Origin of the sequence: Streptomyces sp. NPDC048331 (genome assembly GCF_043201215.1) — a bacterium.
Lineage (GTDB): Bacteria > Actinomycetota > Actinomycetes > Streptomycetales > Streptomycetaceae > Streptomyces.
Genome location: NZ_JBICYT010000001.1, coordinates 406,600 through 433,148 on the forward strand (window position 1 = coordinate 406,600; position 26,549 = coordinate 433,148).

23 protein-coding genes and 1 tRNA gene are annotated in these 26,549 nt (G+C 71.8%); 6 read left to right on the forward strand and 18 right to left on the reverse strand.

The window, feature by feature from the left end; genetic code table 11:
• Positions 1–29: 29 nt before the first annotated feature.
• Positions 30–103 (reverse strand) — tRNA-Met (locus ACGFYY_RS01870).
• A 49-nt stretch (positions 104–152) separates the two neighbouring features.
• Positions 153–3,032 carry a UPF0182 family protein gene (locus ACGFYY_RS01875; RefSeq protein ID WP_365281086.1) on the reverse strand — a complete coding sequence of 960 codons (2,880 nt, stop codon included), beginning with the start codon at positions 3,030–3,032 and terminating at the stop codon, positions 153–155.
• A gap of 130 nt (positions 3,033–3,162) precedes the next feature.
• Here ACGFYY_RS01875 and ACGFYY_RS01880 point away from each other — a divergent pair, with 130 nt between their 5' ends.
• Positions 3,163–3,732, forward strand: a complete 570-nt coding sequence (locus ACGFYY_RS01880; protein WP_030385939.1) for a PPA1309 family protein — start codon at positions 3,163–3,165, stop codon at positions 3,730–3,732.
• Positions 3,733–3,757: 25 nt separating this feature from the next.
• Here the strand turns inward: ACGFYY_RS01880 and ACGFYY_RS01885 are convergent, their stop codons facing one another.
• The 4 genes from ACGFYY_RS01885 to ACGFYY_RS01900 all read right to left on the reverse strand — a co-directional run bounded on the left by ACGFYY_RS01885 (position 3,758) and on the right by ACGFYY_RS01900 (position 7,135).
• Entirely contained in the window at positions 3,758–4,831 is a 1,074-nt protein-coding gene (locus tag ACGFYY_RS01885; RefSeq protein ID WP_393706581.1) for a PDZ domain-containing protein, read from the reverse strand.
• A gap of 146 nt (positions 4,832–4,977) precedes the next feature.
• A complete protein-coding gene (locus tag ACGFYY_RS01890) occupies positions 4,978–5,193 on the reverse strand; it encodes a hypothetical protein (protein ID WP_393706582.1) in 216 nt (71 codons plus the stop codon).
• A 169-nt stretch (positions 5,194–5,362) separates the two neighbouring features.
• Positions 5,363–5,824 carry a molybdenum cofactor biosynthesis protein MoaE gene (locus ACGFYY_RS01895; RefSeq protein WP_365281083.1) on the reverse strand — a complete coding sequence of 154 codons (462 nt, stop codon included), beginning with the start codon at positions 5,822–5,824 and terminating at the stop codon, positions 5,363–5,365.
• A 144-nt stretch (positions 5,825–5,968) separates the two neighbouring features.
• Positions 5,969–7,135, reverse strand: coding sequence for an SDR family oxidoreductase (locus ACGFYY_RS01900; RefSeq protein ID WP_393706583.1), 1,167 nt, complete (start codon positions 7,133–7,135; stop codon positions 5,969–5,971).
• A gap of 192 nt (positions 7,136–7,327) precedes the next feature.
• On the opposite strand from ACGFYY_RS01900, the gene ACGFYY_RS01905 reads away from it, so the two are divergent.
• Together ACGFYY_RS01905 and ACGFYY_RS01910 are read left to right on the forward strand one after the other, a co-directional pair.
• Positions 7,328–8,734 carry a zinc-dependent metalloprotease gene (locus ACGFYY_RS01905; RefSeq protein WP_393706584.1) on the forward strand — a complete coding sequence of 469 codons (1,407 nt, stop codon included), beginning with the start codon at positions 7,328–7,330 and terminating at the stop codon, positions 8,732–8,734.
• A complete protein-coding gene (locus tag ACGFYY_RS01910) occupies positions 8,731–9,261 on the forward strand; it encodes an NUDIX hydrolase (protein ID WP_393706585.1) in 531 nt (176 codons plus the stop codon). Before ACGFYY_RS01905 ends, ACGFYY_RS01910 begins: the two co-directional genes overlap by 4 nt.
• Positions 9,262–9,360: 99 nt before the next feature.
• On the opposite strand, the gene ACGFYY_RS01915 is transcribed toward ACGFYY_RS01910, so the two are convergent.
• The 4 genes from ACGFYY_RS01915 to ACGFYY_RS01930 form a co-directional block, all read right to left on the reverse strand.
• Positions 9,361–10,116, reverse strand: a complete 756-nt coding sequence (locus ACGFYY_RS01915) for an AIM24 family protein (RefSeq protein ID WP_365281210.1) — start codon at positions 10,114–10,116, stop codon at positions 9,361–9,363.
• 17 nt (positions 10,117–10,133) lie between these two features.
• Positions 10,134–10,814 (reverse strand): AIM24 family protein, encoded by a 681-nt coding sequence (locus ACGFYY_RS01920; RefSeq protein ID WP_393706832.1) that lies wholly within the window; start codon positions 10,812–10,814, stop codon positions 10,134–10,136.
• A gap of 20 nt (positions 10,815–10,834) precedes the next feature.
• On the reverse strand, positions 10,835–12,469 hold the full coding sequence (locus ACGFYY_RS01925; RefSeq protein ID WP_393706586.1) for a TerD family protein: 1,635 nt from the start codon (positions 12,467–12,469) through the stop codon (positions 10,835–10,837).
• Between the two features lie 162 nt (positions 12,470–12,631).
• Complete coding sequence (locus ACGFYY_RS01930; RefSeq protein ID WP_365272475.1) at positions 12,632–13,171, reverse strand: M48 family metallopeptidase; 540 nt, start codon at positions 13,169–13,171, stop codon at positions 12,632–12,634.
• A 228-nt stretch (positions 13,172–13,399) separates the two neighbouring features.
• On the opposite strand from ACGFYY_RS01930, the gene ACGFYY_RS01935 reads away from it, so the two are divergent.
• Entirely contained in the window at positions 13,400–14,533 is a 1,134-nt protein-coding gene (locus ACGFYY_RS01935; RefSeq protein ID WP_393706587.1) for a ThiF family adenylyltransferase, read from the forward strand.
• Positions 14,534–14,605: 72 nt separating this feature from the next.
• Positions 14,606–15,934 carry an AarF/ABC1/UbiB kinase family protein gene (locus ACGFYY_RS01940; protein ID WP_365272481.1) on the forward strand — a complete coding sequence of 443 codons (1,329 nt, stop codon included), beginning with the start codon at positions 14,606–14,608 and terminating at the stop codon, positions 15,932–15,934.
• A gap of 13 nt (positions 15,935–15,947) precedes the next feature.
• Here ACGFYY_RS01940 and ACGFYY_RS01945 read toward each other — a convergent pair whose 3' ends face one another.
• The 5 genes from ACGFYY_RS01945 to ACGFYY_RS01965 all read right to left on the reverse strand — a co-directional run bounded on the left by ACGFYY_RS01945 (position 15,948) and on the right by ACGFYY_RS01965 (position 19,878).
• Positions 15,948–16,154, reverse strand: coding sequence for a hypothetical protein (locus ACGFYY_RS01945; protein WP_030711716.1), 207 nt, complete (start codon positions 16,152–16,154; stop codon positions 15,948–15,950).
• 103 nt (positions 16,155–16,257) lie between these two features.
• A complete protein-coding gene (locus ACGFYY_RS01950) occupies positions 16,258–16,587 on the reverse strand; it encodes a hypothetical protein (RefSeq protein ID WP_365272484.1) in 330 nt (109 codons plus the stop codon).
• Positions 16,584–16,955 (reverse strand): WhiB family transcriptional regulator, encoded by a 372-nt coding sequence (locus ACGFYY_RS01955; protein WP_365272487.1) that lies wholly within the window; start codon positions 16,953–16,955, stop codon positions 16,584–16,586. The genes ACGFYY_RS01950 and ACGFYY_RS01955 overlap by 4 nt, the downstream gene beginning before the upstream one ends.
• 197 nt (positions 16,956–17,152) lie before the next feature.
• A complete protein-coding gene (locus tag ACGFYY_RS01960; RefSeq protein WP_371588414.1) occupies positions 17,153–17,476 on the reverse strand; it encodes a hypothetical protein in 324 nt (107 codons plus the stop codon).
• 167 nt (positions 17,477–17,643) lie between these two features.
• The gene (locus ACGFYY_RS01965) at positions 17,644–19,878 is read right to left on the reverse strand and encodes an ATP-dependent DNA helicase UvrD2 (protein ID WP_393706833.1); all 2,235 of its coding nucleotides are present in this window, start codon (positions 19,876–19,878) and stop codon (positions 17,644–17,646) included.
• A 110-nt stretch (positions 19,879–19,988) separates the two neighbouring features.
• On the opposite strand from ACGFYY_RS01965, the gene ACGFYY_RS01970 reads away from it, so the two are divergent.
• Entirely contained in the window at positions 19,989–20,249 is a 261-nt protein-coding gene (locus ACGFYY_RS01970; RefSeq protein ID WP_030011087.1) for a mycoredoxin, read from the forward strand.
• A 107-nt stretch (positions 20,250–20,356) separates the two neighbouring features.
• Here ACGFYY_RS01970 and nudC read toward each other — a convergent pair whose 3' ends face one another.
• From nudC to ACGFYY_RS01985, 3 genes are read right to left on the reverse strand one after another with little or no spacing between them, the layout of a single operon-like run.
• On the reverse strand, positions 20,357–21,313 hold the full coding sequence (gene nudC, locus ACGFYY_RS01975) for an NAD(+) diphosphatase (RefSeq protein ID WP_365272492.1): 957 nt from the start codon (positions 21,311–21,313) through the stop codon (positions 20,357–20,359).
• 54 nt (positions 21,314–21,367) lie between these two features.
• Positions 21,368–22,774, reverse strand: a complete 1,407-nt coding sequence (locus tag ACGFYY_RS01980; RefSeq protein ID WP_393706589.1) for a dipeptidase — start codon at positions 22,772–22,774, stop codon at positions 21,368–21,370.
• 10 nt (positions 22,775–22,784) lie between these two features.
• The gene (locus ACGFYY_RS01985) at positions 22,785–26,480 is read right to left on the reverse strand and encodes a UvrD-helicase domain-containing protein (protein ID WP_393706590.1); all 3,696 of its coding nucleotides are present in this window, start codon (positions 26,478–26,480) and stop codon (positions 22,785–22,787) included.
• Between the last annotated feature and the right edge of the window lie 69 nt (positions 26,481–26,549).

A 26,549-nucleotide genomic window follows, 5' to 3' on the forward strand; every position in this document is an offset into this window, starting at 1 on the left:
ATCCCATGGATCCGGGCCTTCATCTTCAGTAGCGGGGACAGGATTTGAACCTGCGACCTCTGGGTTATGAGCCCAGCGAGCTACCGAGCTGCTCCACCCCGCGTCGGTGAAACCACAGTATCACGACGCGGGGTGGAACCATTACCCAGTGATCACTGACCCGATGGCGCGGGGGTCGTGGTCTTCGCCTCGGCGTCGATCGCGCGCTTCAGCGCCGCCTTGATCTCGTCCTGGGCCTTGCCGAAGGCCGCCCAGTCGCCGGCCTGCCGGGCCTTCTCGGCATCCTCGATGGCCTTCTGCGCGTCACCGAGGGCCGCCTTGACCGTGGGGTCCTGGACCGTCGGCGGCGTGACCGTACCGTCGCCCGGGGGCTGGACCGGGGGCACCGGAACCGTCGGCGCCTCGGCCCCGAAGACCACGTTCAGCGCCTTCTCCAGGGTGTCCTCGAAGGCGGTCTGGTTGCCGTAGGTCACGAGCACCTTGCGCAGCAGCGGGTACTTGAGCGTGGAGCTGCGGACGTAGACGGGCTCCACGTAGAGCATCCCGCCGTCGAGCGGCACCGCGAGGAGGTTGCCGTACTCGATCTCCGAGTCACCACCGCGCAGCAGGCGGATGGATTCGGCGATCTTCGGTTCCGACTGGAACTTGCTCTGCACCTGGCTCGGGCCGTCCGGCGGCTTGCTGGTCGGCATCTTCAGAATGCGGATCTTGCCGTACTCCGGGGTGCCCGGATCGGCGTTGACCGCCATGAAGGCACTCAGGTTGGGCCGCTCGTTCGGCGTGAACGTCGTGGTGAGCGAGAAGACCTGGTCCTTCTCCTTCTGGTCCGGCATCTTCATCGACAGGTAGTACGGCGGAACGGCCGTACCGGCCTTGGTCGTCGGGTCGTCCGGGACCGCCCACGCCTCGCTGCCGCTGAGGAAGGTCTGCGGGTTGGTGACGTGGTAGCGGGTCAGCAGCTCGCGCTGGACCTTGAAGAGGTCCTGCGGGTACCGGAGGTGGTCCATGAGCGGCTTGGAGATGTCGGCCTTGGGCTTCACCGTGCCCGGGAACGCCTTCATCCAGGTCTTCAGGACCGGGTCCTGGGTGTCCCACTGGTACAGGTCCACCGAGCCGTCGTACGCGTCGACGGTGGCCTTCACCGAGTTGCGGATGTAGTTGACCTGGTTCTCCTGGGCGACCACCGCGCGCTGGCTGTTGGTCAGCGAGTCCGCGGTGCTCTGGCCCAGCGTGGTCCGCGAGGCGTACGGGTAACCGTTGGTGGTCGTGTACGCGTCGACGATCCACTTGATCCGGCCGTCGATCACGGCCGGGTAGGGCGCGCCGTCGATGGTCAGCCAGGGGGCGACCGCCTCGACGCGCTGCTTGGGCGTGCGGTTGTAGAGGATCCGCGAGCCGTCGCCGATGGCGCCCGAGTAGAGGATCTGCGGCTCGTTGAAGGTGAGCGCGTAGGCGGCCCGGTTGACCGGGTTGTCGAGATTGACGCCGGAGTCGCCCTTGTAGCTCGTCTCCTTCTCACCCTTGTCGTCCGAGTAGTCGAGCTCCTTCTGCGGCCCGCCGACGATCGAGTACTGCTTCGTCTGCTCGCCGTAGTAGATGCGCTGCTCGAAGTCCGTGCCGAACACACCCTTGGAGGGCAGGTCGGACTGGGTGAAGTCGGGAGCGCCCTCCTTCACGGTGGTGCCCTTCGCGGCGACCACGCCGTAGCCGTGGGTGTACTTGAAGTGGTCGTTGATCCAGTTGTTCTTCGGGATGCCGCCGATGTTCAGTTCGCGCAGCCCGATGACCGTGTCCTGGCCGCTGTACCGGTCCACGGCGAGCGTGGACGGGAACGCGTAGTAGCCCTTGACCTGCTGGAGCTGCTGGAAGGCCGGCGAGACGATGTTCGGGTCGAGGATGCGGATGCTGGCCGTGGTGTCGGCCTGCGGCCGCAGCTTGGTCCGGTCCTCCGTCTGCGGGACGCCCGGGTAGTCCGTGACCTCGGCGCCGGCGATGCCGTAGGCGTCGCGCGTGGCCTTGATGTTCTTCTGGACGTACGGGGATTCCTTGGCCTGCTCGTTCGGCTGGACCTGGAACTTCTGCACGATCGCCGGGTAGAGCCCGCCGATCAGGATCGCCGAGAGCACCATCAGGCCGAAGCCGATGACCGGCAGCTGCCAGGTCCGACGCCACAGCGTCGCGAAGAACAGCACGGCGCAGATCGCTGCGATGGCGACCAGGATCGTCTTCGCCGGCAGGTAGGCGTTCGCGTCGACGTAGCGCAGGCCCGTCCAGTTGTCGGCGGCCTTGAAGTCGCTGGACTTCACGGCGAGCCCGTACCGGTCGAGCCAGTAGGCGATCGCCTTGAGCGTGACGAACAGGCCCAGGAGCACCGACAGGTGCCCGGTGGCGGCGGCGGTGGCCCGGGCGCCCGGGCTGGTCACGCGCAGTCCGCCGTACAGGTAGTGCACGACGGCCGCGGCGATCACCGACAGCACGACGGCGGCGAAGCCGAAGCCGAGCAGGAAGCGGTACCAGGGCAGGTCGAAGGTGTAGAAGGACACGTCCATGTGGAACTGCGGGTCCTTCGTACCGAAGGCCACCCCGTTCACGTACATGAGCCAGGTCTTCCACTGGCCGGCCGCCGAAGCGCCCGCGATCAGGCCGACGAGCACGGCGATGCCCAGCAGCAGCCACTTCTTGTAAGGGGCGATGCTCATCCGGTAACGGTCGAGGCTCTGCTGTTCCATCGACATCGCGCTGAGCGGCGGCCGCAGCCGGTGCGCCAGCCAGATGTTGAAACCGACGGCACCGGCCATCAGCAGACCGAACACGGCGAAGAGGCCGATCTTGGTCCACAGGGTGGTGGTGAAGACGGTCGAGTACTTCACGGAGCGGAACCAGAGCCAGTCAGTCCAGAAGCCCGCGAACATGATGAAGAGCATGGCCAGGACGGCCAGCACGCCCAAGGTCATCAGGAGAGTTCGGGACCGCCGGGAGGGGCGGCCGACTCTCATCCGTGGCCCGGAAGGGCCTCCGCCGCGGTCCGGCATCTGGAAAGCCAAGGTGCGCACCTCGAAAGTCGCTGAGTCTGGTAATGAACGGGCCCCCGATCGTAGAGCCCACTCATGCAACTTACTGAGGCTTTGGTCAGTTCCCGGTAATCGATGGAAAGGAGGCAGGATGTTGCCCATGTCCAACCTTTCGCCTTCCCCCGGCACCCCCATGGCGGCCAGTCCGCTGACCCGCGCCTGCCTCGAGATCGACGAGTACGCGGCCGGTCTCGGCTGGGACAAGCCCGCGCGGCTCTTCGCCCTCGTCGACACCGCCCGGCTCAAGAAGCAGGAGCCGCGGCTGGCGAGCCAGCTCGGCCTCGACCAGGACGACGCCGGCAAGTCCTCCCTCACCCCCATCGAGCAGGACGAGGTCCCGAAGGGGACCCCGCTCGACAAGTTCCTCGGCACCATCGCCTGGCCCGACGCCGTCGTCGGCTGCGCGCTGACGGTGGAGCGGCTGATGCTGCCGCCGTCCGCGGAGGCCTCCGTACCGGAGGGCCTGAACGACAAGCAGCTCTCGAAGTGGGTCGCGGGGCACCCGGAGCGGCAGGAGGTCCGCCTCACCGTGGCCGTGCTGCGCGATGGTTCGCGGGAGTCGGCCGTACGGCTGCGCGAGAAGGACTCCTCGACGGAGGTCCTCACCGGCGCGGGCCTGGTGCCCGGCCTGGCGGAGGCTCTGGCGGCGACCTTCTCGTAGCCCGGTCGTCAGGGGGACGGCGCGGTCAGGGCTTGCACTTCGGCAGCCCGGCCGTGTCCCCCTTGCTGATCTTCTCCAGGGCCTTCGTGGCGTCGCCGATGGTGGAGACCTTGACCAGGGTCAGCCCGTCGGGCACGTTCGAGGCGGCGGAGGCGCAGTTCTCGGCGGGCGTCAGGAAGTACTCGGCGCCGGCCTGGCGGGCGCCGATGGTCTTCATCTGGATGCCGCCGATGGGGCCGACCTTGCCCTCGTCGGTGATGGTGCCGGTGCCGGCGACGAACTTCCCGCCGGTCAGGTCCTCCGGGGTCAGCTTGTCGACGATGCCGAGGGCGAACATCAGCCCGGCGCTCGGGCCGCCGACGTCGGCGAGCTTGATGTCGATCGTGAACGGGAAGGTGTGGTCGGTGCCCGCCCGGATGCCGACGATGGCGTGACCGTCGCCCTCCGCCTTGCCCGCGGTGATCGTCACCTTCGAGGCGGCGGGGTTCTCGTTGCCCGCCTTCGCCGCCTCGGCGGGCACGATGGTGAACTCCACCGGCTCGCCGGGCTTGTGCAGGGTGACGAGCTTGGCCACGTCCTCGGGCGCGGTGACGGCGGTGCCGTCCACGGACTTGATCACGTCACCGGCGTGCAGCTTGCCCTCGGAGGGGCTGGCCTTGACCACGGTGGAGACGATCACCCGGGCGGTGACCGGGATGCCGAGCTCCTTCAGGGCCGCCACCTTGGCGCTCTGCTGGGACTGGCTGAACTCCTCGGCGTTCTCCTGGGTGGACTCCGCCTCGGTCTTACCGTTCGGGTAGAGGTTCTCGTGCGGGAGGACGATGTTGTCGCCGGCCAGCCACCCGTAGACCGCTTCCACCAGGCTCATGTCGTAGTCGGCGCCCGTGACGCGGACCGTGGTCATGTTGAGGTGACCACTGGTCGGGTACGTCTTGCGCCCCGCGATGTTGAGGACGGGCGCGCCCTGCGAGTCCCCGAGCGTGTTCACGGTCGGGCCGGGGCTCATCTCGGAGTACGGGACCTTGATGAACACCCCTGCGCAGAGCAGCGCGAACAGCACCAGGGTGGAAGCGAGCATCGTCGCGGTGCGGCGTGGCATGGATCCGACAGTACGGGACGGCCCTGACGGGCGGCCCTCGGGGCCGGTCCGTACGGGGTCCGCACGGGAAACTCTCAGCGGAATCTCACCGAGGGCGGCACACCGGAGCGGGCCGGACGCGGAGCGTCATACGGCGTCGGACCGGGTCAGACGGCGTCGGAGGCGGAGTGGGCGGACGGAGCGGCATGGGCATCGGCCTTCACCCTGACCTGATCGGCGTTGGCCATGGCTTCGCGGAAGCGTGCGTAACCCGCGAGCTCGGATATGTCACCCTGCGTGCGGTCGCGTGCCGCCCAGCTGCCCCATATCGCCGCTCCGATCGCGGCGAACAGCGGAATCAGCAACCACGCCAAAGACGCCATGGGCCTGCCTCCCTACCCCGAAGTACGTTTCGTTGGTGGCTTCAACGCTCGTGCCCGTGGGGGGGTTACGCAAATCGAGGGCGTGTTGCGCGGCCGAACGGGTGCGAGGCTACCGCCTTCCGGGTGGCACTCCCTGACCGGGGGTTCCGCAGGCGCCGACCCACGCGTATCAGCAGGCGCCGACCCACTCCTCCGTGCCGTCGCTGAAGGTCTGGTGCTTCCAGATCGGGACCTCGTGCTTGAGGTCGTCGATCAGCATCCGGGCGGCTTCGAAGGCCTCGCCGCGGTGCGGGCAGGACACGGCGACGACGACGGCCAGGTCGCCCACGGCCAGGTCACCGACGCGGTGCACGGCCGCCAGGGCGCGGACCGGGTACTTGGCCACGACGCGCTCGGCCACGCGGCGCATCTCGGCCTCGGCGGTCGGGTGGCAGGAGTAGCCGAGCGCGTCGACGTCCGCCCCGCTGTCGTGGTTGCGCACCGTGCCGACGAAGAGCGTCGTACCGCCCGACGCGTCGTCGCCGACGGCCTGGAAGACCTCGTCGATCGACAGGGCGGTCTCGCGGATCTGGAGCAGCCGGATCGGGTCCGAAGCGGCCTGCTCACCGGGGTGGTCGAAGTGCGGTGCCATGCCTTCATCGTGCCCTAGCCGCCGAGACGGCGAAATAGCAGATTCGCCCGGGGCGCGGGAGCCGCCTTGGGAGCCTCCTACAGGGCGGGCTCGCGGAACCCGCGGTCCGCCCGGCCGGACGCCGTGTGCGGCGCCGGGGGCCGGTCAGATCCCGCGCCGCTTGCGCGCCAGGCGGACCGCCGCGGCCGCGCCCAGCAGGGCCACCGTCGCGCCGGCGGCCCCGGCGGCCGTGGCGGCGTCCCTACGGCCCAGCCGACGGCCCGCGACCGTGTGCCGGCCCGAGACCTCCTGGAGGAGCTCGGCGAGCACCTCCTCGTTGGTCCAGCGCGGTCGCCAGCCCGCCGCGTGCAGCCCGCTGACGCTGACCACCCACGGGTGCATCGTGTAGGCGAGGTCCCCCGCCGGGGACGGGGTCAGGCCGATCCGGTGCAGCCGGGCCGCCGCTCCCAGTGCGACGGCCGAGGGGAGCTCCATCCGGCGGATGCCGCTCAGCTCCTCGACCTCCTCCTGCTCCAGCCACCCCTCGCAGCCGACGGCCAGCTCGCCCTCGACCTTCTCCAGGGCGGCGTACTCCAGGGCGCTGACCAGGTCGTCGACGTGGCAGAACTGCCAGGTGGGGCGGGAGCCCGCGACCACGAGCAGCCGCGGGGACTCGAAGTACCGGGTCAGGGCGGTGTCCGTGCCGCCGACCAGGACGGCCGGGCGGATCACGGTGACGTTCAGTCCGGGGTGCGCGCGGGGGGCGCGGCGGCCCAGGCGCTCGATCTCCAGCAGGTCGCCGACGCCGGTCGCCTCGGCGGTGGCGCGCAGCTCGGAGTCCTCGGACAGCGGGATGTCGTTGTCCGGCAGGGCTCCGTAGACCATCGCCGAGGTGCAGAGCACGACCCGGTGCACGCCGGCCGCGGCGGCGGCCGTCAGGACGGTCTGGGTGCCGCGCACGTTGTACGCCGTACGGGCGGCCGGGTCGGTCTCCAGGTCGAGGTCCAGCGCGAGGTGGACCACGACGTCCGCGCCGCGCAGTTTCTCGGCGATCGCGGGGTCCCGTACGTCGAGGATGTGCCACTGCGCGGCCGCGCAGTCCCCGCGTCGCTCGTCGATGGCGACGACCTGCTTGACCTCGTCGGAGGCGGCCAGGCGGCTCACGAGGGCGGCGCCGACTCCGGACGCGGCGCCGGTCACGGCGATCACCGGGCTGCGCCGGCGGATGCCCTCCGGGTTTCGCGGCCGGCGAACGCCGGGGGCGCCGTCACCGTGGTCGGAGCTGTTTTCGTCGTCGGGCATCGCGCGAAACTGCGGATCTGGGGAACTCACCGGGCGTCTCCAGCGGTTGTCTTCAGTAGGGACGCGCCGTGACGCGCACCCACCAGGTGATGTCCATCCTGCCGCAGCCCAGCAGTCGGCGGAGCACCGAGCCCGGATGCGGGCCTGGTGTCTACGCTGGGTGGTGTTGTCGGACCATTGCCCGTCGGCTCCCGCCGGCGGCCCTACGAGCCGAGGAAACCCGTGAGCGACACCCCATTCGGATTCGGCCTTCCGCCGGAGGAGCCGGAGAACGGCGACGATGGCAAGAAGAAGGGCAACCAGGGCGGCCAGGGCGGCCCGGCGAATCCCTTCGGGTTCCCCGGCATGGGTCTGCCGGGCGGGGCGGGCGCTCCCGGAGCGGACAACCCGTTCGCCGCGATGTTCGGTGCGATGAACCCGAACGACCTCGGCGCCGCCTTCCAGCAGCTCGGCCAGATGCTGAGCTACGAGGGCGGTCCCGTGAACTGGGACATGGCCAAGGACATCGCCCGCCAGACCGTCGCGCAGGGCACCACGGACGGCGTGAAGGACACGAGCGTCGGCGTCGCCGAGAGGTCCGCCGTCGAGGAGGCCGTGCGCCTCGCCGACCACTGGCTGGACGGGGTGACCTCGCTGCCGTCGGGCGCCACCACGGCCGTGGCGTGGAGCCGCGCCGAGTGGGTCGAGGCGACCCTCCCGGTGTGGAAGGAGCTCGTGGACCCGGTCGCGGAGCGGGTCGGCGCGGCCATGGGCGGCGTGCTGCCCGAGGAGATGCAGGCCATGGCGGGCCCGCTGCTCGGCATGATGCGCTCCATGGGCGGTGCCATGTTCGGTCAGCAGATCGGCCAGGCCGTCGGCACGCTCGCGGGCGAGGTCGTCGGCTCGACGGACATCGGGCTGCCGCTGGGTCCGGCCGGGAAGGCCGCCCTGCTGCCGCTGAACATCGAGAGCTTCGGCAAGGACCTGGGCGTGCCCTCGGACGAGGTGCGGCTCTACCTGGCCCTGCGCGAGGCGGCGCACGCCCGGCTCTTCGCCCACGTGCCGTGGCTGCGCTCGCACCTGTTCGGCGCGGTCGAGGGCTACGCCCGCGGCATCAAGGTCGACACCTCGAAGCTGGAGGACGTCGTCGGCCAACTCGACCCGTCGAATCCGGAGCAGCTGCAGGAGGCGCTCCAGGGCGGCATGTTCCAGCCGCAGGACACCCCCGAGCAGAAGGCCGCCCTGGCCCGCCTGGAGACGGCGCTCGCGCTGGTCGAGGGCTGGGTCGACGCGGTGGTGCACGAGGCCGCCAAGCCCCGGCTGACCTCGGCGGACGCGATGCGCGAGACCATGCGCCGGCGGCGTGCCTCGGGCGGTCCGGCGGAGCAGACCTTCGCGACGCTGATCGGCCTGGAGCTGCGCCCGCGCCGGCTGCGCGACGCCTCGCGGCTGTGGGCTTCGCTCACGGACGCGCGCGGGGTGGACGGCCGCGACGGCCTCTGGGAGCACCCGGACATGCTGCCGACGGCCTCCGACCTGGACGACCCGGACGGCTTCGTGCACCGCGAGCAGCTGGACTTCTCCGAGATCGACAAGATGCTCGGCGAGGCCGCCGAGAAGCGCGAACAGGACGGCGACGAGAAGAAGTGAGCCTGCACGAAGACGCGGTCCTGGTACTGAAGGCGTACGAGGACCAGACGGAGCTGCGCGATCTGTACCTGGAGCACCTGGCGGCGCACCCGGACGGGGTCTACAAGCCCTGCGAGACCGGGCACGTCACGGGTAGCGCCCTGGTGATCGACCCGGCGCGGGGGCGCGTACTGCTGACCCTGCACAAGAAGCTCGGCATGTGGCTCCAGATGGGCGGCCACTGCGAGGCCGGCGACCGGACCCTCGCCGAGGTGGCGCTGCGCGAGGCCGGTGAGGAGTCGGGCATCGCCTCGGGGCTGACGCTCCTCGAAGGCGGCCCGGTGCGCCTGGACCGGCATCCGATCCCGGCGCCGTGCAACTGGCACCTGGACGTGCAGTACGCGGCGCTGGCTCCGGCCGGCGCGGTGGCGGAGATCAGCGAGGAGTCCTTGGACCTGCGCTGGTTCCCGTACGAGGAGGTGGCGGCGGTGGCCGACACGTCCGTCGTACGGCTGCTGGAGGCGACCTTGGCGCGGCTCGGCGGCTGAGGCCGCCGCCGCGGACGTGGACCCGTCCGGGGACGCGGACGCGGACGCGGCGAAGGGGCGGTCCCCGGTGGGGCCGCCCCTTCGCCGTGCCAGGAAGGATCAGTTCCAGGCGTTGTTCTGGTTCTGCGCGTGCGAGCCGTGCTGGCCCATGCCGAACTGCGCGGCGACGCCCTGGCCGAGCTGGGCGTTCTGCGGCGGCAGCACCTCGCTGGGCTGCACCAGTGCGAAGCCGGTGCCGAGGAAGCTCAGCTCCCAGCCCTCGCCGGTGTTGCCACGGCGCCGCCACACTCCGCTGGAGTGCGTCTGGGCCTGCATCTGGACCCGCAGCGAGGTGGACCAGGCCACGATCGCGTCCGCGTCGACGTTGACGTACTTGTCGGGCGTGACGTGCATCATCAGCGGCTGCCCGGAGGTCATCAGCGCGACCTTGCCGCGGCCGGAGATGTTGAGCTGGTACTTGCCCGACCCGGAGATCCCGTACTGGCTGTCCACCGCGATGACCTCGGTGTGCAGGGTGGAGTCCAGGGCCAGCACATAGCTGCTGTCGACCGTGAGGCCGTCCTGGTCCACGTCCACGACGTGCACGTACTGGGCCAGGTTGGCCAGGTAGACCGTGCCCTGCCCGGAGCAGCGCATGAGGTCCAGGCCCTCGCCGGTGCGGCGGCGGGCGTTGCGCTGGCTGCTGGTCTGGTACTCGCCGTCGAAGTCGATGAGTCCCTGGTAGGCGACCATCGCGCCCTTACGGGCGAGAACGTCGTCGGAGCCCGTCAGCGAGACCCGCAGCAGCTGCGGGTTCTGGATGGCGTACCGCTCCTGGGACTGCGCCTCGGCGTGGGCGAAAAGTGCGCTCTGCATGATGTGTCCGCTCCCCCTCAGCCCCGGGCCCGGAGCCGGTCGGTGCTGTCCTCGCTGGGCTGTACGACGACGATGCCCTGGCCGGAGAAGGCCATCTGGTAGGCCTCCCCGCTGCCCCGGCCGATCATCGACGAGGCCTTGAAGCTGCGCTTGCCCTTGACCTTGAGATTCGGCGACCAGGCGACGAGCGCGTCGGGGTCGACGTACGTCTCGTCCTCGCCGCGGCCGCAGTCGACCACGATCGGGGTGCCGCGGGAGGTCAGGGCGACCCACCCGGTACCCGCGATCTGCACGTTGAACAGGCCCTGGCCGGCGAACTTGGCCAGACCCTTGACCCGCTCGACGCCCCACTGCAGGTGGGCGTCGAAGGCCAGCAGGTTGGTGCCGTTGACCGAGAGCGAGTCGTTGTTGAGGTTGATGACGACCACGTCGGCACCGTAGTCGGCCAGGTAGAGCAGGCCGTCGCCGGTGCACTTCATCAGCGGGGCGCCTTCGCCGGTGATCCACTGCGAGGCCATCTGACGGACGGCCGGCGGGTTGGGCTCGTACTGGACGAAGCCCTCGTAGGCGACCATCGAGCCGGTGCGGGCGAACAGGTCCTGGCCGCTCTGCATGGCGACCTTGAGCATGGCCCGGCCGTGGTTCTCCATGCGGGCCATGACGGGGGTCGGGGCGAAGCCCGCGAGTTGCTGGTTCATTGCGTTCATGTCGGGCTCCCTCAGACCTCGTACGGCTGGACGACGATGAAGTTGCCGGGAGCGCCGCGGAACTGGAGGTTCACGGTCTCCCCGCTGTGGCCGGGGTAGGCGTTGCGCCGCAGCCGGACCTGACTGGAGATGATCACCTGCGAGGCGGAGGACCACGCGACGATGGCGTTGCTGTCCGCGAAGGTGGTCGGGGTGACGGGCAGGACCACCGGGACGCCGTGCGTCTTGACGATGACCGTGCCGGTGCCCTGGAACTGCATGGTGAACAGGGCACCGCCGGGGATGCCGTGGCCCTCGATACGGCGGACCTCGTGCTGGAGCGACTCGTCGAAGGCGAGGACGGCCTCGGCGGAGACGCAGATCCCGTCGCCCTGGAGCTCGATGGCGTGCAGGTGGGCGCCGTTCTCCGCGAGGAAGACCTGGCCGCGGCCGGTGCAGCGCATGAGCTGCATCTCCTGGCCGGTGGCGTTGCCGACGATGCGGCCGGCGAAGCCCGCGCCCTTGTAGCTGAAGTCGACCTTGCCCTGGTACAGGACCATGCTGCCCTGGCGGGCGAGGACGGCCTGGCCGCCCATCGCGAGGTCGACGCGCATGAGCTGCTGGTTCTGCGGGGTCCAGCGGGTGCCCGTGGGGGCTTCCTTGTACGGCTGGAGCGCGGCGGCGAGGCCGGCGCCGGCGGCGGGTACGCCCTGCGGGGCGTAGCCCGGCTGCTGACCGGGGACCTGGCCGGGCACCTGGCCGTAGCCCGGCTGCTGCCCGTAGGGGGCGGGGGCCGGGGCGGGCGGCGGGACCTGGCCGGGGTACTGCCCCGGGACCTGCCCGTACGAGGGCTGCGGCGGCTGCGGCGGCTGGCCGTACGGGGCGGGGGCCGGCGGGGCGAGCGGCGCGGCCATGGTGGGCGCGGCGTGCACCGGGGCCGCGGGCTGCTGGTACTGCGGCTGCGGGACGGCACCGGGCGCGGGCACGGGCGCGCCGAAGGACGGCGCGGGGGCCGGGGCCTGCGGGGCCTGCTGAGCCGGGGCCGGGGCGCCGAAGGCCGGCGCCGGGGCGGCCGCCTGCGGCGGCGGGGCGAACCCGGGCGAGGCGGCGGCCGGAGCCTGCTGCGCCGGCTGCGCCTCCTCGGCGACCTCGCCGCCGAAGTTCCGCAGCAGCGCGTCGAGGCCGCCGTCGAAGCCCTGGCCGACGGCGGCGAAGCGCCACACGTCCTTCAGGTAGAAGTCGCCGAGCATCACGGCCCGCTCGGTGGTGAACTCCGCACCGGTGAACGCGTACCGGACGACCTCTTCGCCGCCGGCCACGATCCGGATGTAGCCGGGGCCGATCTGCGACATCTGTCCGGCACCGTCGATGGTGGCGGTGAAGGACAGTTTGTGGATGGATGCCGGAATGCGATCCAGCGTCACCCGGAAGGATTCGGTGTCGCCCGACTGCGCACCGAGTTGCTGAATGGACTCTTCCGGCGACTTCGGCTGATTGAAGAAGACGAAGTAACGGTCGTCCGACAGCTGCTCGTTGGCGTCGAGGCCGAAACAGCTGATGTCGAAGGCGAGTCCTGATCCTGCGATCTGGACACCTACGTACAGATCGGTGCCCGCCGTGAGATCACTGATCTTGGCCTTGTGGCCGCGTTGGAATTCCCTGGCCATACGTACGACCGTCCCCCATCCCGACTGTGAATGCGTGCCGCTCAGGCTAACGGCAATTGCCGACATCCGGCCAAGCCGGTACCGACCCGGTACAAAACCCTGCGTGCGGCGTGCGGGACGGTCGGCGGGCCGACGGGTGGACCGGGGGCCGGGCCGACGGGCTCATTCCTCGCGGGCGGCGGGGACCTTGGGCAGTCGTTCGGCGGCGACCACGCCCTCCAGGTAGCCGCGGGCCCGCTCGGTGCGCGGGTACGCCTCCAGCAGTTCCCAGAAGCGGGGTCCGTGACCGGGTACGAGGAGGTGGGCCAGCTCGTGCAGGAGCACGTAGTCGACGACGTACTCGGGCATCCCCTGGAGCCGGTGCGAGAGCCGGATGCTGCCTTCGGCGGGGGTGCAGGAGCCCCAGCGGGTGTTCTGGTTGGTGACCCAGCGGACCGTGCGGGGGCGGGCGCGGCCGTCGAAGTACTGCTCGGACAGCTGCGCGGCCCGCTCGGTGAGCTCCGCGTCCCCGAAGGTGCGCCTGCTCTCCTGCGCGGCCAGTTTGTCGAGCATGACCCCCACCCAGCGCTGCTCCTCCGCCTCGGACATCCGGGCAGGGATGAGCACGACCGTACGGTCACCCTCGCGATAGGCGCTTACGGTCCTGCGGCGGCGCGCGCTCCGGCGGACTTCGACGGCGCTCTGCGGTGGGTCGGCGGACACGCCACGACGGTACCCGGTCGTGGTGGCGGAAGTCCCGCCCGTCCGCGGTTCGAACACGAGGGATTCACAGCCGATTTCCGGAACCCCATTTCCCTTCATCTCATATGCCTAATACCTCTCACCTGTGGACAAATTCCTGCACGGATTCCGGCGGGCGGGCACTGTGGCGGAAGAACGGGAAACGGGCGATCGGTGCGCATGCGCACGGGATATCGAGGGGGACCTGACATGTATCCGAGGGTGAAGCCGGCATTGGCGCGGGCCTGGCGCGATCTTCAGACGGTCCAGTTCGGGGTGACGCCCGCCCACGCGGTGGTGCTCGGCCCCGTGGACACGGCCACGGGCTTGTTGATCGACCGGATCGACGGGACCCGGGGGATGGAGTCGCTGCGGTCCGAGGCCTCGGGGATGGGGCTGCCGGACGGCCGGGCCGACGAGGTGGTCAGGACGCTGGCGGGGGCCGGTCTGCTCGACGACGCCACGGCGGGCGGCCCCCGGGCCCAGGCCGTGCGCGCGCTTCCGGAGACCGTGGAACGGCTGGGGCCCGACCTGGGTTCGCTGTCCCTGGTCCACCGGGAGCCGGGCGGGGGCCTACGGGGGATCGCCGCCCGCCGGGCGATACGGGTCCGGGTGCGCGGGAGCGGCCGGGTGGGGGCCGTGATCGCCGCGGTCCTGGCGGGGGCCGGTGTGGGTCGGGTCGAGGTGCTCGACGGGGGCCGGGTGGAGCCGACGGACGTGGCACCGGGCGGGCTGGACCCGGGGAGCGTGGGCCGGCCGCGGGCCGAGTCCGCGGGCCGGCTGGTGCGCGAGTCGGCCCCGGGGCGCACCCCGCGGGTCGCGGAGGAGCAGGGGGCGGAGCCGGCGTTGGCCCTGGTGATCGTCGCGCCCCGGGACGGGCTCCAGGCCTGGGCCCCGGATCCGGACGCCGCGGCGGACTGGCTCGCCGCGGGCATCCCGCACCTGTACGCGGGGGTGTTGGAGGGGACGGGGCTGGTCGGGCCGCTGGTGCTGCCGGGGTCGACGGCCTGTGCGGGGTGCATGGAGCGCGACCGGGTGGACCGGGACGCGGCCTGGCCCAGGATGCTGGTGCAGTGGCGCTCGGCCCACCGCCGCCGGGCGGGTGCGGCCTGCGACCTGGGCCTGTCCACGGCGGTGGCCGGGCTGGCCGCGGCCCACGCGCTCGCCTTCCTCGACGGAGGGTTACCCGCTTCCACCGGCTCCCGTTGGGAGGCGGCCCTCCCCACCCTGCACTGGGAATCCGGTCCGGTCCGCCCGCATCCCGACTGCCCTTGTGGGGCGGGCGGGTCGCCTGAGGAGGATCGGGCGGGGAGCGTCCGGGAGGGCCATGACAGGATGCGTTGAGGCTGTCGGGTCGGCGGAGCCCTTCCTGTATCCGCCGTTCGCGGCGCAGCTGTCTGGGACATGGAGGGGCGTATGTCTGATCTTCCCCGGAAGGCGGTCACCCGTACCGTCAAGCTGGCCGCGCTGCCGCTCGGCATCGCGGGCCGGGCCACGTGGGGACTGGGCAAGCGGATCGGGGGCAAGTCCGCGGAGATCGTGGCGCGCGAACTCCAGCAGCGCACCGCCGAGCAGCTGTTCCGCACCCTCGGGGAGCTGAAGGGCGGTGCCATGAAGTTCGGGCAGGCCCTGTCGGTCTTCGAGTCGGCCCTGCCGGAGGAGGTCGCGGGGCCCTACCGGGCGGCGTTGACCAAGCTCCAGGAGGCGGCGCCGCCGCTGCCCGCGGCGACGGTGCATCAGGTGTTGACGGATCGTCTCGGCGCCGACTGGCGGGACCTGTTCGAGGAGTTCGAGGACAAGCCGGCCGCGGCGGCCTCCATCGGGCAGGTGCACCGGGCGGTGTGGCACGACGGCCGGCAGGTGGCCGTCAAGGTCCAGTACCCGGGGGCCGGTGAGGCGCTGCTGTCGGACCTGAAGCAGCTGGGCCGGTTCGCGGGGCTGCTGGGGCCGCTGATCCCCGGCATGGAGATCAAGCCGCTGATCAAGGAGTTGCGCGACCGGGTCGCGGAGGAGCTCGACTACGAGTTGGAGGCCGAGGCGCAGCGGACGCACGCGGACGCCTTCGTGGACGACCCGGACGTGGTCGTGCCGGACGTCGTGCACCAGGGCGACCAGGTGCTGGTGACCGAGTGGATGGAGGGGACCCCGCTGTCGGAGGTGATAGCCGACGGCACCCAGGAGGAGCGGGACCGCGCCGGGCAGTTGCTGGCCGGGTTCCTGTTCTCCGGTCCGGCGCGCACCGGCCTGCTGCACGCCGACCCGCACCCGGGCAACTTCCGGCTGATACCCGGGGCGGACGGCCGGACGCGACTGGGCGTCCTGGACTTCGGCACGGTCGACCGGCTGCCCGGGGGCTGGCCGAGGCCCATCGGCAGGTCGCTGCGGATGACGCTCGACGGTGACGCCGAAGGGGTCTACGGGCACCTGTGCGCCGAAGGGTTCGTGCGGGAGTCCGTCGAGCTGGACCCCGACGCGGTGCTGGACTACCTGAAGCCGATCATCGAGCCCGCCGAGGCGGAGGAGTTCACCTTCACCCGGCCGTGGCTGCGCGGCCAGGCGGCGCGGATCGCCGATCCTCGCTCCCCCGCGCACCAGTTGGGGCGGCAGATCAACCTGCCGCCCTCCTACCTGCTGATCCACCGCGTGACGCTGAGCACCATCGGGGTGCTGTGCCAGTTGGGCGCGACGGTGCGGCTGCGGGACGAACTGGACACCTGGCTGCCGGGGTTCGCCTCCGACGAGTGACCGCGTGGGCGCGTCACCACCAGGACGAGTCGAGTCTGCCCTCGATCGCCCGGAGGTTGGCGCGCGCGCAGTCGACGCAGAAGTACTGTCTGGTCCCGTTCTCCACCGAGCAGGTCCAGGTGGGTGGGATCTCGCCCGGGGCCTTCGCGCCACAGCCCGTGCAGACGACGGGCTGGGCCTCGGATCCCGACGGGCCGGGGTGGGGAGTCGGCTGGTCCACCTCCAGACGATATCCCCGTCCGGGGCGGACAGCCCCGCAACGCACCGGGGGGACCGGTCCGTGCGGACCGGTCCCCCCGGGGGATGGATGCTGCTTTCAGCTCTTAGTGCATGACGGCCATGGCCAGCGCGCGCCGGGCGCGCATGGAGACGCGCTCGGCACGCCGCTGCATGCGGCGGGCGGCGACCAGGCGCACGGCGTGACGCTCGGCGTCCACCTCACGCATGCGGTCGTCCATATGGGCGCGAGCCAGGGCTTCTGGGATGAGTTGCATTTCGCGGGTCCTGTTCTGACGCGAGGTGATCGCGCCGGCGGTGATGAAGTCTGCGTGGGCGGCGCCGTGGGGCTGCTCGCTCGTGGAGTAGGAGGTCATGAGGGCCTGCTTCAAGGGGTCGTGCGTCAGGGGGCGGTCGATGGTGCCGATGGCGGTCATGCCGAGACAACCGGGTTCTTGCGCGGACGGCCACGGGGACGCTTGCGGGCGACGACGACACCCTGGACGAAGAGCTCGCCACCCCAGACACCCCAGGGCTCGCGGCGCTCGGTCGCACCGGCGAGGCAGGCCTCGACCAGCGGGCAGGTGCGGCAGAGGGACTTGGCGTACTCGACGTCCGCCGGGGACTCGGCGAAGAAGACCTCGGGGTCGAAGGTGCGGCACGGGACGGGGACGCCGAGGTTCTCGATGGCGTCGTCGAGCGCGGTCAGCGCGGTGAGCGGGGTCAAGGTGTGGTCCTCCGGGACTGCGGGCGGGGAGTTCAGCTGGGTCTGCGGTACGGACGGGGCGTGCGCTTCGAGTTGCACGGTGGTTTCTTCCTCGTCTTGTTCGGCTAGTCGTTCCGGCCGGTCGGCCGGGTTCGGCTGGGTTGTGCTCTCACACCGACTGGCAAGGCCAGTCCCGAGACCCCTTCGCTCCGTCGCCCCCGGTCGGGGACAAACAGAAGGGCCGCGGATCCCGGGTGGGGTTCCGCGGCCCTGAAGGCGCCGGCCTGATCATGCGATCAGGCTGGATCACTCCAGGGTTCGAGCCCGCGGAAGGCCCACATCAGGTGGTGCTGCTGCTTCGTCTGCTTCTTCAGGGATCCGGCACCGGCTGCGGCAGCGAATCCATAGGCGCCATGCGTCTGCGCTTCTGCTGCCAGTACTGCCACCGGTGCCTGGGTCGGTCGCTCATTGCGCTCACTGACCGGAAGGGTCGCCAGCAGGGCGGGGCGGTCGGCGGAAATCGCGGACACACCGGTACCCAGGAGGGAGACGGAACCGAGCAGGCAGGAAGCGTCGACCGAGCGATCGGTCATTTTGGTGAAGGTCATGAAGCTGGTCACTGGTCTCGCCTCCTCTCGGCGTCTCGGGGACTCGGCCCGAGGGCCTGTCCCATGCGTATTCGGATAAGTACAGCACGGATCCAGGGCTTCGGAGAAGCCACCGTTTCCGTTGCTAAGAACCTATGGGTCTTCGCTGGGCATGTGCAAACTATTTTTCCGACGAGTTTCTACGCGTCGTCAGGATGCCCGGACCCGACCTCCTGACCTGCGCAGATGGCCAGGACCTCGGCTCCGTACCGGTCAAGCTTACGGCCGCCCACTCCGGAGATCATCGAGAGCTCCCCCGCCTCGGACGGCGCGGCCTCCGCGATCGCCATCAGCGTCTTGTCCGTGAAGACGCAGTACGCGGGCAGGCCTTGCAGCTTCGACTCGGCCGCGCGCCACTCCCGCAGCCGCTCGTAGAGGCCTTCGTCCATGTCGGACGGGCAGTCCTCACAGCGCATCAGCTTCAGCTCGCCGGCGTCGGTCAGGGTCTTGCGACAGACCCGGCACAGCACCGGCCCGCGGGGCCCGCGCTTGCGCGGCCCTCGCTCGGCCGCGGAGCCCGCTCGGGCTCCTGGGGCCACGGAGCCCGGCCGCAGGCCGTTCAGGAAGCGGCTGGGGCGTCTGGAGGCCCGACCGCCGGGGGCGCGGGAGACCGCCCAGGACAGGGTCAGGTGCACCCGTGCCCGGGTGACGCCGACGTAGAGCAGTCGCCGCTCCTCCTCGACCTGCTCGTCGGTCTTCGCATAGGTGATCGGCATCATGCCGTCGGTGAGGCCGACGAGGAACACGGCGTCCCACTCCAGGCCCTTCGCCGCGTGCAGCGAGGCCAGGGTGACGCCCTGCACGGTCGGGGCGTGCTGGGCGGCCTTGCGTTCCTCCAGCTCGATCGTGAGGTCGGCGAGGGTGGCGCCGGGTCGGCTCCGGGCGAAGTCCTCGGCGAGCCGGACCAGCGCGGCCAGCGATTCCCACTGGTCGCGCACGGCGCCGGAGCCGGCCGGCGGCTCGGCGGCCCAGCCGATGGAGCTGAGCACCGCCCGGACCTGGGAACCCAGCTCCACGACGTCGTCGAGCAGCGGGTCGTTCCCGCCGGAGCGGGCGGATCCGCGCAGCGTGACGAGCGCCCTCTGGACCTCTTGGCGCTCGAAGAACCGCTCGGCCCCGCGCAGCTGGTACGGGACGCCGGCGTCGGCGAGGGCCTGCTCGTAGACCTCGGACTGGGCGTTGATGCGGTAGAGCACGGCGATCTCGCCCGCCGGGACACCCGCGGCGATCAGGTCCCGGATCCGGTGGGCGACGCCCTCCGCCTCGGCGGGCTCGTCCGCGTACTCGGTGTGGACGGGGTCAGGGCCGGTCTCGCGCTGCGAGATCAGCTCCAGCCGGTGCTCGGCGGCCCGCCCCTTGGCCTGGTTCAGGAGCCCGTTGGCCAGGTGGACCACCTGCGGGGTGGAGCGGTAGTCGCGGACCAGCTTGACCACCGTGGCCTGCGGATAGCGGGTGCGGAAGTTCAACAGGTGGTCGGGGGTGGCGCCGGTGAAGGAGTAGATGGTCTGGCTGGCGTCACCGACGACGCAGAGGCTGTCGCGCTCACCGAGCCACAGGTCCAGCAGCCGCTGCTGGAGCGGGCTGACGTCCTGGTACTCGTCGACGACGAAGTGCTGGTACTGGGTGCGGATCTGCTCGGCGATGTCGTGGCGGTCCTGGAGGATGCCGACGGTCAGGAGCAGCACGTCCTCGAAGTCGATCATGCCGCGGTCACGCTTGAGCTGTTCGTACGTCCCGTATATCTGGGCGATCTCGGCCAGGTCCCGGGGGGCCTCGCGGCCGGACTTCAGGGCGGCCACCGGGTAGTCGGCGGGCACGGTCTGGGTGACCTTCGCCCACTCGATCTCGCCCGTGACGTCGCGCAGCTCGTTGCGGTCGAGGCGGATCCGGCAGCGCGCGCCGGCCTCGGCGACGAACTGGATCTTGCGTTCCAGCAGTCGGGGCACCTCGCCGCCGACGGCCCTCGGCCAGAAGTACTGGAGCTGGCGCAGGGCCGCGGAGTGGAAGGTGCGGGCCTGGACCCCGCCCGCGCCCAGGGTGCGCAGGCGTCCGCGCATCTCGCCGGCGGCGCGGTTGGTGAAGGTGACGGCCAGCACGCTCGCGGGCATGAGCTGCCCGGAGCGGACGCCGTAGGCGATGCGGTGGGTGATCGCTCGGGTCTTGCCGGTACCGGCGCCCGCCAGCACGCACACCGGGCCGCGCAGGGTCGTCGCGACCTCGCGCTGCTCCGGGTCGAGGCCCAGGAGCACCGCGTCGGCCGAGTCGGCGGAGTCGGGGCCACCCGGGAACGGTGAGGAGTGCGTTGCTGCTGTCACCCCGCCATGCTGCCAGGTCTCGTGAGTCGGGCGGGAAAATTGTCCACAGGCGGCACGAATCAGTCGTATCAGTCACACCGGGTCCTCGGGGGTGACCGTCCGGGAATGGCCGCGGGGTCCCGTACGTTCGAGTACTCGGACCACCGAGCCCTCACGAAGGAGAGCGCAGCATGCAGGACACGGGCACCGTCACGATGTACAGCACGACCTGGTGCGGCTACTGCCGTCGGCTGAAGACCCAGCTGGACCGGGAAGGCATCGCGTACAACGAGATCAACATCGAGCTCGACCCGGAGTCCGCCGCGTTCGTGGAGAAGGCCAACGGCGGCAACCAGACGGTTCCCACCGTGCTCGTGAAGTCCGCCGCGGGCAGCGAGTCGGTCATGACCAACCCCAGCCTGGCCCAGGTCAAGCAGGCCCTCGCCGTCTGATCGGCGGCGCGGACCGGGCGAGACCGGAGCACGACGGAGGGCCCCCGCCGAGGCGGGGGCCCTCCGTCGTCACGATGCGGCAGGTGACCAAGGCGAAGTGACGAAGGTTACGCGGCCGCCTTCGGCAGCGGTTCGCCGTACCAGAGCTCGACCAGCCGGGCGGCGATGGAGATGCCCGACGGGGGCAGCACCTCGCCCGACGCGAACGCCGCGCGCAGCTCCTCGCGGGAGAACCAGCGGGCCTCCTCGATCTCCTCGCCGTCCACCGTGATCTCCGAGGTGGTGGCGCGGGCCGTGAAGCCCAGCATCAGGCTGTACGGGAAGGGCCAGGGCTGGCTGGCCACGTACTCGACCTCGCCGACCTTGACGCCCGCCTCCTCCCACACCTCGCGGATGACGGACTGCTCTATCGACTCGCCCGGCTCCACGAACCCCGCCAGCGTGGAGAAGCGGCCCTCCGGCCAGTGCACCTGTCGGCCCAGCAGCGCACGGTCGTGCTCGTCCGTGACCAGCATGATCACGGCCGGGTCGGTGCGCGGGTAGTGCTCGGCGCCGCAGCCCGGGCAGCGGCGGATGTGCCCGGCGGCCGCGACCACCGTGCGCTCTCCGCAACGCGAGCAGAAGCGGTGCATCCGCTGCCAGTTCTCCAGCGCCACGGCGTGCACCATCAGCCCGGCGTCGCGCGGGGACAGCAGCAGTCCGGCCTCGCGCAGGCCGGCGGGGCGGGCCGACTGGTCCATGCGGCCGGGCAGCGCGTCCTTCTGCAGCGCGAAGTACCGTACGCCGTCCTCGTCGGTGCCCAGGAAGTAGCGGTGGGTCTCGGTGACCGGGGCCTCGAAGGCCGGGGTCATCACGATGCCGCTGCCGCCGTCGGGGGTGTCGTCGATCAGGACCTGACCCCCGGAGACGACGAAGACGCGGGTCGTCGGGTGGCTCCAGGCCGCGGCGAGCCACGCCTCGTCGAGGCGGTGGTGCGCGGCGCGGTCGATCCCGCTGGGCGCGGCGAGCGCGAGAGGGCGCTCGGTGAGAGGGCGCTCGGTATGGGTGCTCACAGGTACTTCCAACTCCCCCGGTGGTGGGACAGGCAGGCTCGGTACGGCAGGTGTGTGCGTCGGGTGTCAGGCGGTGGTTCGGTGGTGGGCGGCCAGGTCTCCCCAGAGGTACGCGGTCGTCTCGACGCCCTTGAACAGGAGGTCCAGCTCGACCTTCTCGTTCGGTGAGTGCCAGCCGTCGGACGGTACCGAGATGCCGAGGAAGAGGACGGGCGCGTCCAGAACGTCCTGGAGGTCCGCGGCGGGACCGGAGCCGCCCTCCCGCGTGAAGCGGATCTTCTCGCCGAAGGCGCGGCCCATGGCCCGGACGACCGACTGCAGGGCCGGGTGGTCCAGCGGGGTCAGGCACGGGCGGGTGGGCGCGCCGAAGGTGATGGAGTGGCGGATCCCGTCCGGGATCGCGGCCGCGACCCAGTCCCTGACGGCGGCCTCGACCTCGTACGGGTCCTGCCCGGACACCAGGCGGAACGACAGCTTCAGGTGGGCGGAGGCGGGCACGATGGTCTTGCCGCCGGGGCCCTGGTAGCCGCCGCCGATGCCGTTGACCTCGGCCGTGGGGCGGGCCCAGACGCGCTCCAGGGTGGAGTAGCCGGCCTCGCCCGCGGCCGCGTGGGACTTGGCCGTACGCAGCCACTCGGACTCGTCGAAGGGCAGCTCGGCGATGAGCGCGCGCTCCGCGTCCGTCAGCTCGGCGATGTTGTCGTAGAAGCCGGGGATCGTGACCCGTCCGTCGGCGTCGTGCAGGGCCGCGACCAGGCGGGCGGCGACGGTGGCCGGATTGGGCACGGCCCCGCCGAAGGCGCCGGAGTGGATGTCCTGGTCCGGGCCATGGAAGTCGATCTCGCAGTCGGCGACGCCGCGCATGCCGGTGCAGACGGTGGGGGTGTTCTCGGACCACATGCCGGTGTCGGAGACGATCACGACGTCGGCGGCGAGCTCGGCGGCGCGGGCCTCGACGAGGGCGCGGAAGTTCGGGGAGCCGGACTCCTCCTCGCCCTCGATGAGGAGCTTGAGGTGCACGGCGGGAGCGGCCTCGCCGGTGGCGGCCAGGTGCGCCCGTACTCCGAGGGTGTGGAAGAAGACCTGCCCCTTGTCGTCGGCGGCGCCGCGCCCGTACATCCGGCCGTCCTGGATCACCGGCTCGAAGGGGTCGGTGTGCCAGCCGTCGGCGAGGGCGGCGGGCTGCACGTCGTGGTGCCCGTACACGAGGACGGTCGGGGCGTGCGGGTCCTCGCTCGGCCAGTGCGCGAAGACGGCGGGCGCGCCGGGGGTCTCCCACACCTCGGCGACCGGGAAGCCGGTCTCCTTGAGCTTGGCCGCGAGCCATTCGGCGCTGCGGCGTACGTCGCCCGCGTGCTCGGGCTGGGCCGAGACGGAGGGGATGCGGAGCCACTCGGCGAGGTCGTCGAGGAAGGCGGCGCGGTGGGTGTCGATGTACGTGCGGACGACGCTGTCCGGCGGGGTGTCGCTCATGCCCACGAGCCTAGCTGTCCGCCTGATGGTCACCGTCCGGGTCCGATTCGCCTTGGAGGATCCGCTCAAGGCGGGCCCGGTCCGGGAGGTCGCGGGGGCGGATCACGCGGCCGCTGCGGACGTGCAGGAAGGCGGCGGAGACCCGGTCGAGCGGGGTGTTCGTGGCCTCGGCCCAGGCCACGCGGTAGACGGCGAGCTGGAGCGGATCGGCCTCGGTGGTGCGGCCGGTCTTCCAGTCGACGATCTCGTACGAGCCGTCCGGGTTCTTGTAGACGGCGTCGATCCGGCCGCGCACGACCCGACCGGCGAGGGTGAGCTGGACCGGAGCCTCCATGCGGTGGGGCGGCCGGTCGGCGTACGGGCTGCGTTCGAAGGCGGCCTTGAGGGAGTCGAGGTCGGCCTCGTCGGCGATCTCCTGGTCGGAACCGGCGCCGGGGAGGTCGGTGACGGGGTCGAGGGCGTCGAGGAAGGGCAGCGGCAGCTCGTCGAAGCGGGACTCGACCCAGGCGTGGAAGCGGGTGCCCTGGCGGGCGGCGGGCTGCGGGGGGCGCGGCATGGGGCGGGCGAGGTCGCGTACGAAGCCCTGCTCGTCGGCGGCGAGCCGGAGCAGCTGGCTGGCGGACAGGGCGGCGGGCAGCTCGACGTCGCGGACGGCCGCGCGGGCACGGCGGAGCTCGCCCTCGAGGGCGTCGAGGTCGCGGTCCCAGGAGGCGATGGCACGCGCCTCTTCGGGTACGAGGTCGCCTCCGGCGGGATCGCCTCCGGCGGGGTCGGCCGCCACGGGACGCGGACGCGGCACGACCGCGCCCGCGCCGCTGGTGGCTTCGCCGGCCCACGGGTCGTCGCCGACGGGTACGGACGGCCGCCCGGCGGGTACGCCGGCTCCCGCTCGGGGGGTCGGCGCGGTTGCGCTCGCGGCGGTGGTGGCCTCCCCGGCCCACAGGTCGTCGCCCTCGGGGAGGGCCCCGGCCCAGGCCTCGGCCGCCCAGGGGTCGTCGAAGTCCGGGCCGGCGCCGTCGGGTGCGTCGGACGCGGTCGGCGTCGCCCGCGCCGCGTCGGCGGTGGCCTCTGCGGGCCTGGTGGCGGCCGGGACCTCCTGGGGCCAGGTGTCGTCGGTCGGGGGCGGCTCCCAGGGGTCCTCGGCCGGCCACGGCTCCTCGCAGTCCGGGGGCCAGAGGTACTCCTCGTCCTCCTCCGGGGGCGGGGCCGCCAGGTAGGACTCCACCAGGGCGGCCGCCGCGCGGCGCAGGGTCAGGGAGTACGGGTCGAGCGGGAGGGGCCAGGAGTGGTCCGGGGTGGATTCGCCGGACAGGGCCGGGTTCTCGTCGGTGGGGTCGGGCTCGTCCGCCCAGGCCTCGATCTCGCCGAACCCGGCCGCGCAGTGCTCGTACAGGGCTTCGAGGAACCGCGACGGGCCTCGGCGCTTCTTCTGGCTCGGCCCCCACCAGTGGCCCGAGGCCAGCAGCAGGGAGCGCGGCCGGGTGAAGGTCACGTATCCGAGGCGGAGCTCCTCCACCGACTTGTGGTCCTTGAGCGCGGCCTTGAAGGCCTTCAGGCCCGCCGAGGTCCAGGCCGGGTCCCCGGGCAGGGTGGGGGCGTCACCGCGCAGCGCGTACGGGAGCACCTTCGCGTACGAGGTCCAGGCCTCCGGCGGCTTCTCCTTCGGGAAGGCGCCCGCGCACAGGTCCGGGACCACCACGACGTCCCACTCCAGGCCCTTGGACTTGTGGGCGGTGAGCACCTTGACCGTGTTCTCGCCGCCCGGCAGCGCGTGGTCCAGGCCCTTCTCGTACTGGGCGGCCGTGCGCAGGAACGCCAGGAAGGCCAGCAGCGTGGCTTCGCCGTCCAGCGCGGCGAAACCGGCCGCGACGTCCATGAAGTTCGACAGCGTCTCGCGGCGGCGGGCCGCCAGCGCGTGCGGGGAGGCCGACAGCTCCACCTCCAGGCCGGTGGCGGTCAGCACCCGGTGCAGGACGTCCATCAGCGGGTCCGCGAGCGAGCGCCGCAGGTCGCGCAGTTCCTGGGCGAGGTGCGCGAAGCGGACCCGGGCCTCCGCCGAGAAGGGGAGGTCGTCCGGGGCCTGTCCGGCGCCGTCGAGGAAGGTCTCCAAGGCGTCGGCCAGCGACACGATCTCCGCCGGGTCCACGCCCTCCACGGCCGCCGCGAGCCGTTCGTCCGGGTCGGACCCGGCGGGCGCGCGGCCCACCAGGAGCCGCGCCCGGCGACCCAGCAGGGCCAGGTCGCGCGCGCCGATCCGCCAGCGGGGACCGATCAGGAGCCGGACGAGGGAGGCGTTGGCGCCCGGGTCCTGGAGGACCTCGCAGACGGCGACGAGGTCGGCGACCTCGGGCAGGTGCAGCAGCCCGGAGAGCCCGACGACCTCCACGGGCACGTCCCGGTCCACCAGTACCGCCTGGATCTGCGCGAAGTCCCCGGCGGACCGGCACAGTACGGCGATCTCGCGCGGCTCCGTCCCGGTGCGGACCAGGTGGGCGACGGAGTCGCCGAGCCAGTCGAGCTCCTGCGCGTGGGTCTCCAGCAGGGCGCAGCGGACCTGCCCGGCGGCCTCCGCCCCCGGCGCCGGGCGCAGCGCCTCCACGCCTTCGTGCATGGCGCGCAGCGGGGCGGCGAGACCGTTGGCCAGGTCGAGCAGGCGGCCGCCGCTGCGCCGGTTCTCGCTGAGGGAGAGCCGGGTGGCGGGGCTTCCGTCGGCGTGCGGGAAGTGCTCCGGGAAGTCGTCGAGGTTGGCGACGGAGGCCCCGCGCCAGCCGTAGATCGCCTGGCAGGGGTCGCCGACGGCGGTCACGGCGTGGCCGGAGCCCGCGCCGAAGAGGCCGGACAGCAGCAGCCGCTGGGCGACGGAGGTGTCCTGGTACTCGTCGAGCAGGACCACCCGGAACTCCTCGCGCAGCAGCGCCCCCACCTCGGGCCGGGTGGTGGCGAGCTGCGCGGAGAGGGCTATCTGGTCGCTGAAGTCGAAGAGGTCGCGGGAGCGTTTGGCGGCGCGGTAACGGGCGACCAGTTCCAGCAGTTCGAGGCGGCCGCGCACGGCCTCCGGGACCTTGCGGAGGTCCTCGTTGGTGAGCTTGGTGTCGGCGAGCACCTCGAGCAGCTCGGTGTCGTACCGGCGCAGGTGCTCCGGCTCGACCAGGTGCTCGGAGAGCTCCCCGTCGAGCGCGAGGAGGTCGCCGACCAGGTCGGGGACCGACTTGGTGAGCGAGGGGTAGGGGCCGGGGGCCTCGCGCAGCACCTTCGCGGCGAGCTGGAAGCGGGTGGCGTCGGCGAGCAGGCGGGAGCTGGGCTCCAGGCCGATGCGCAGGCCGTGGTCCTTCAGGAGCTGCCCGGCGAAGGCGTGGTAGGTGGAGATGCGGGGCTCGCCGCCGACCGCGTCCGCGTCGGCCGGAGAGGGGTCCGGGTCGGTGATGCCGGCCCGCGCCAGCGCCTTGCGTACGCGCTCGGACAGCTCACCGGCGGCCTTGTTGGTGAAGGTCAGGCCGAGCACCTGCTCGGGTGCGACCGCACCGGTGCCGACGAGCCAGACGACGCGGGCGGCCATGACGGTGGTCTTGCCGGAGCCGGCGCCCGCGACGACGACCTGTGGGGCGGGCGGGGCGGTGACACAGGCCATCTGCTCGGGCGTGAAAGGGATCCCGAGGAGCTCCTTGAGCTGCTCGGGGTCGGAGAGGGCGGGCGGACGCGCGGGCACGTAAAAAGGCTAGCCGCCTCCACCGACAGCCCCGACCGACGGCATCGGCCGACAGCCCTCACCGGCCGT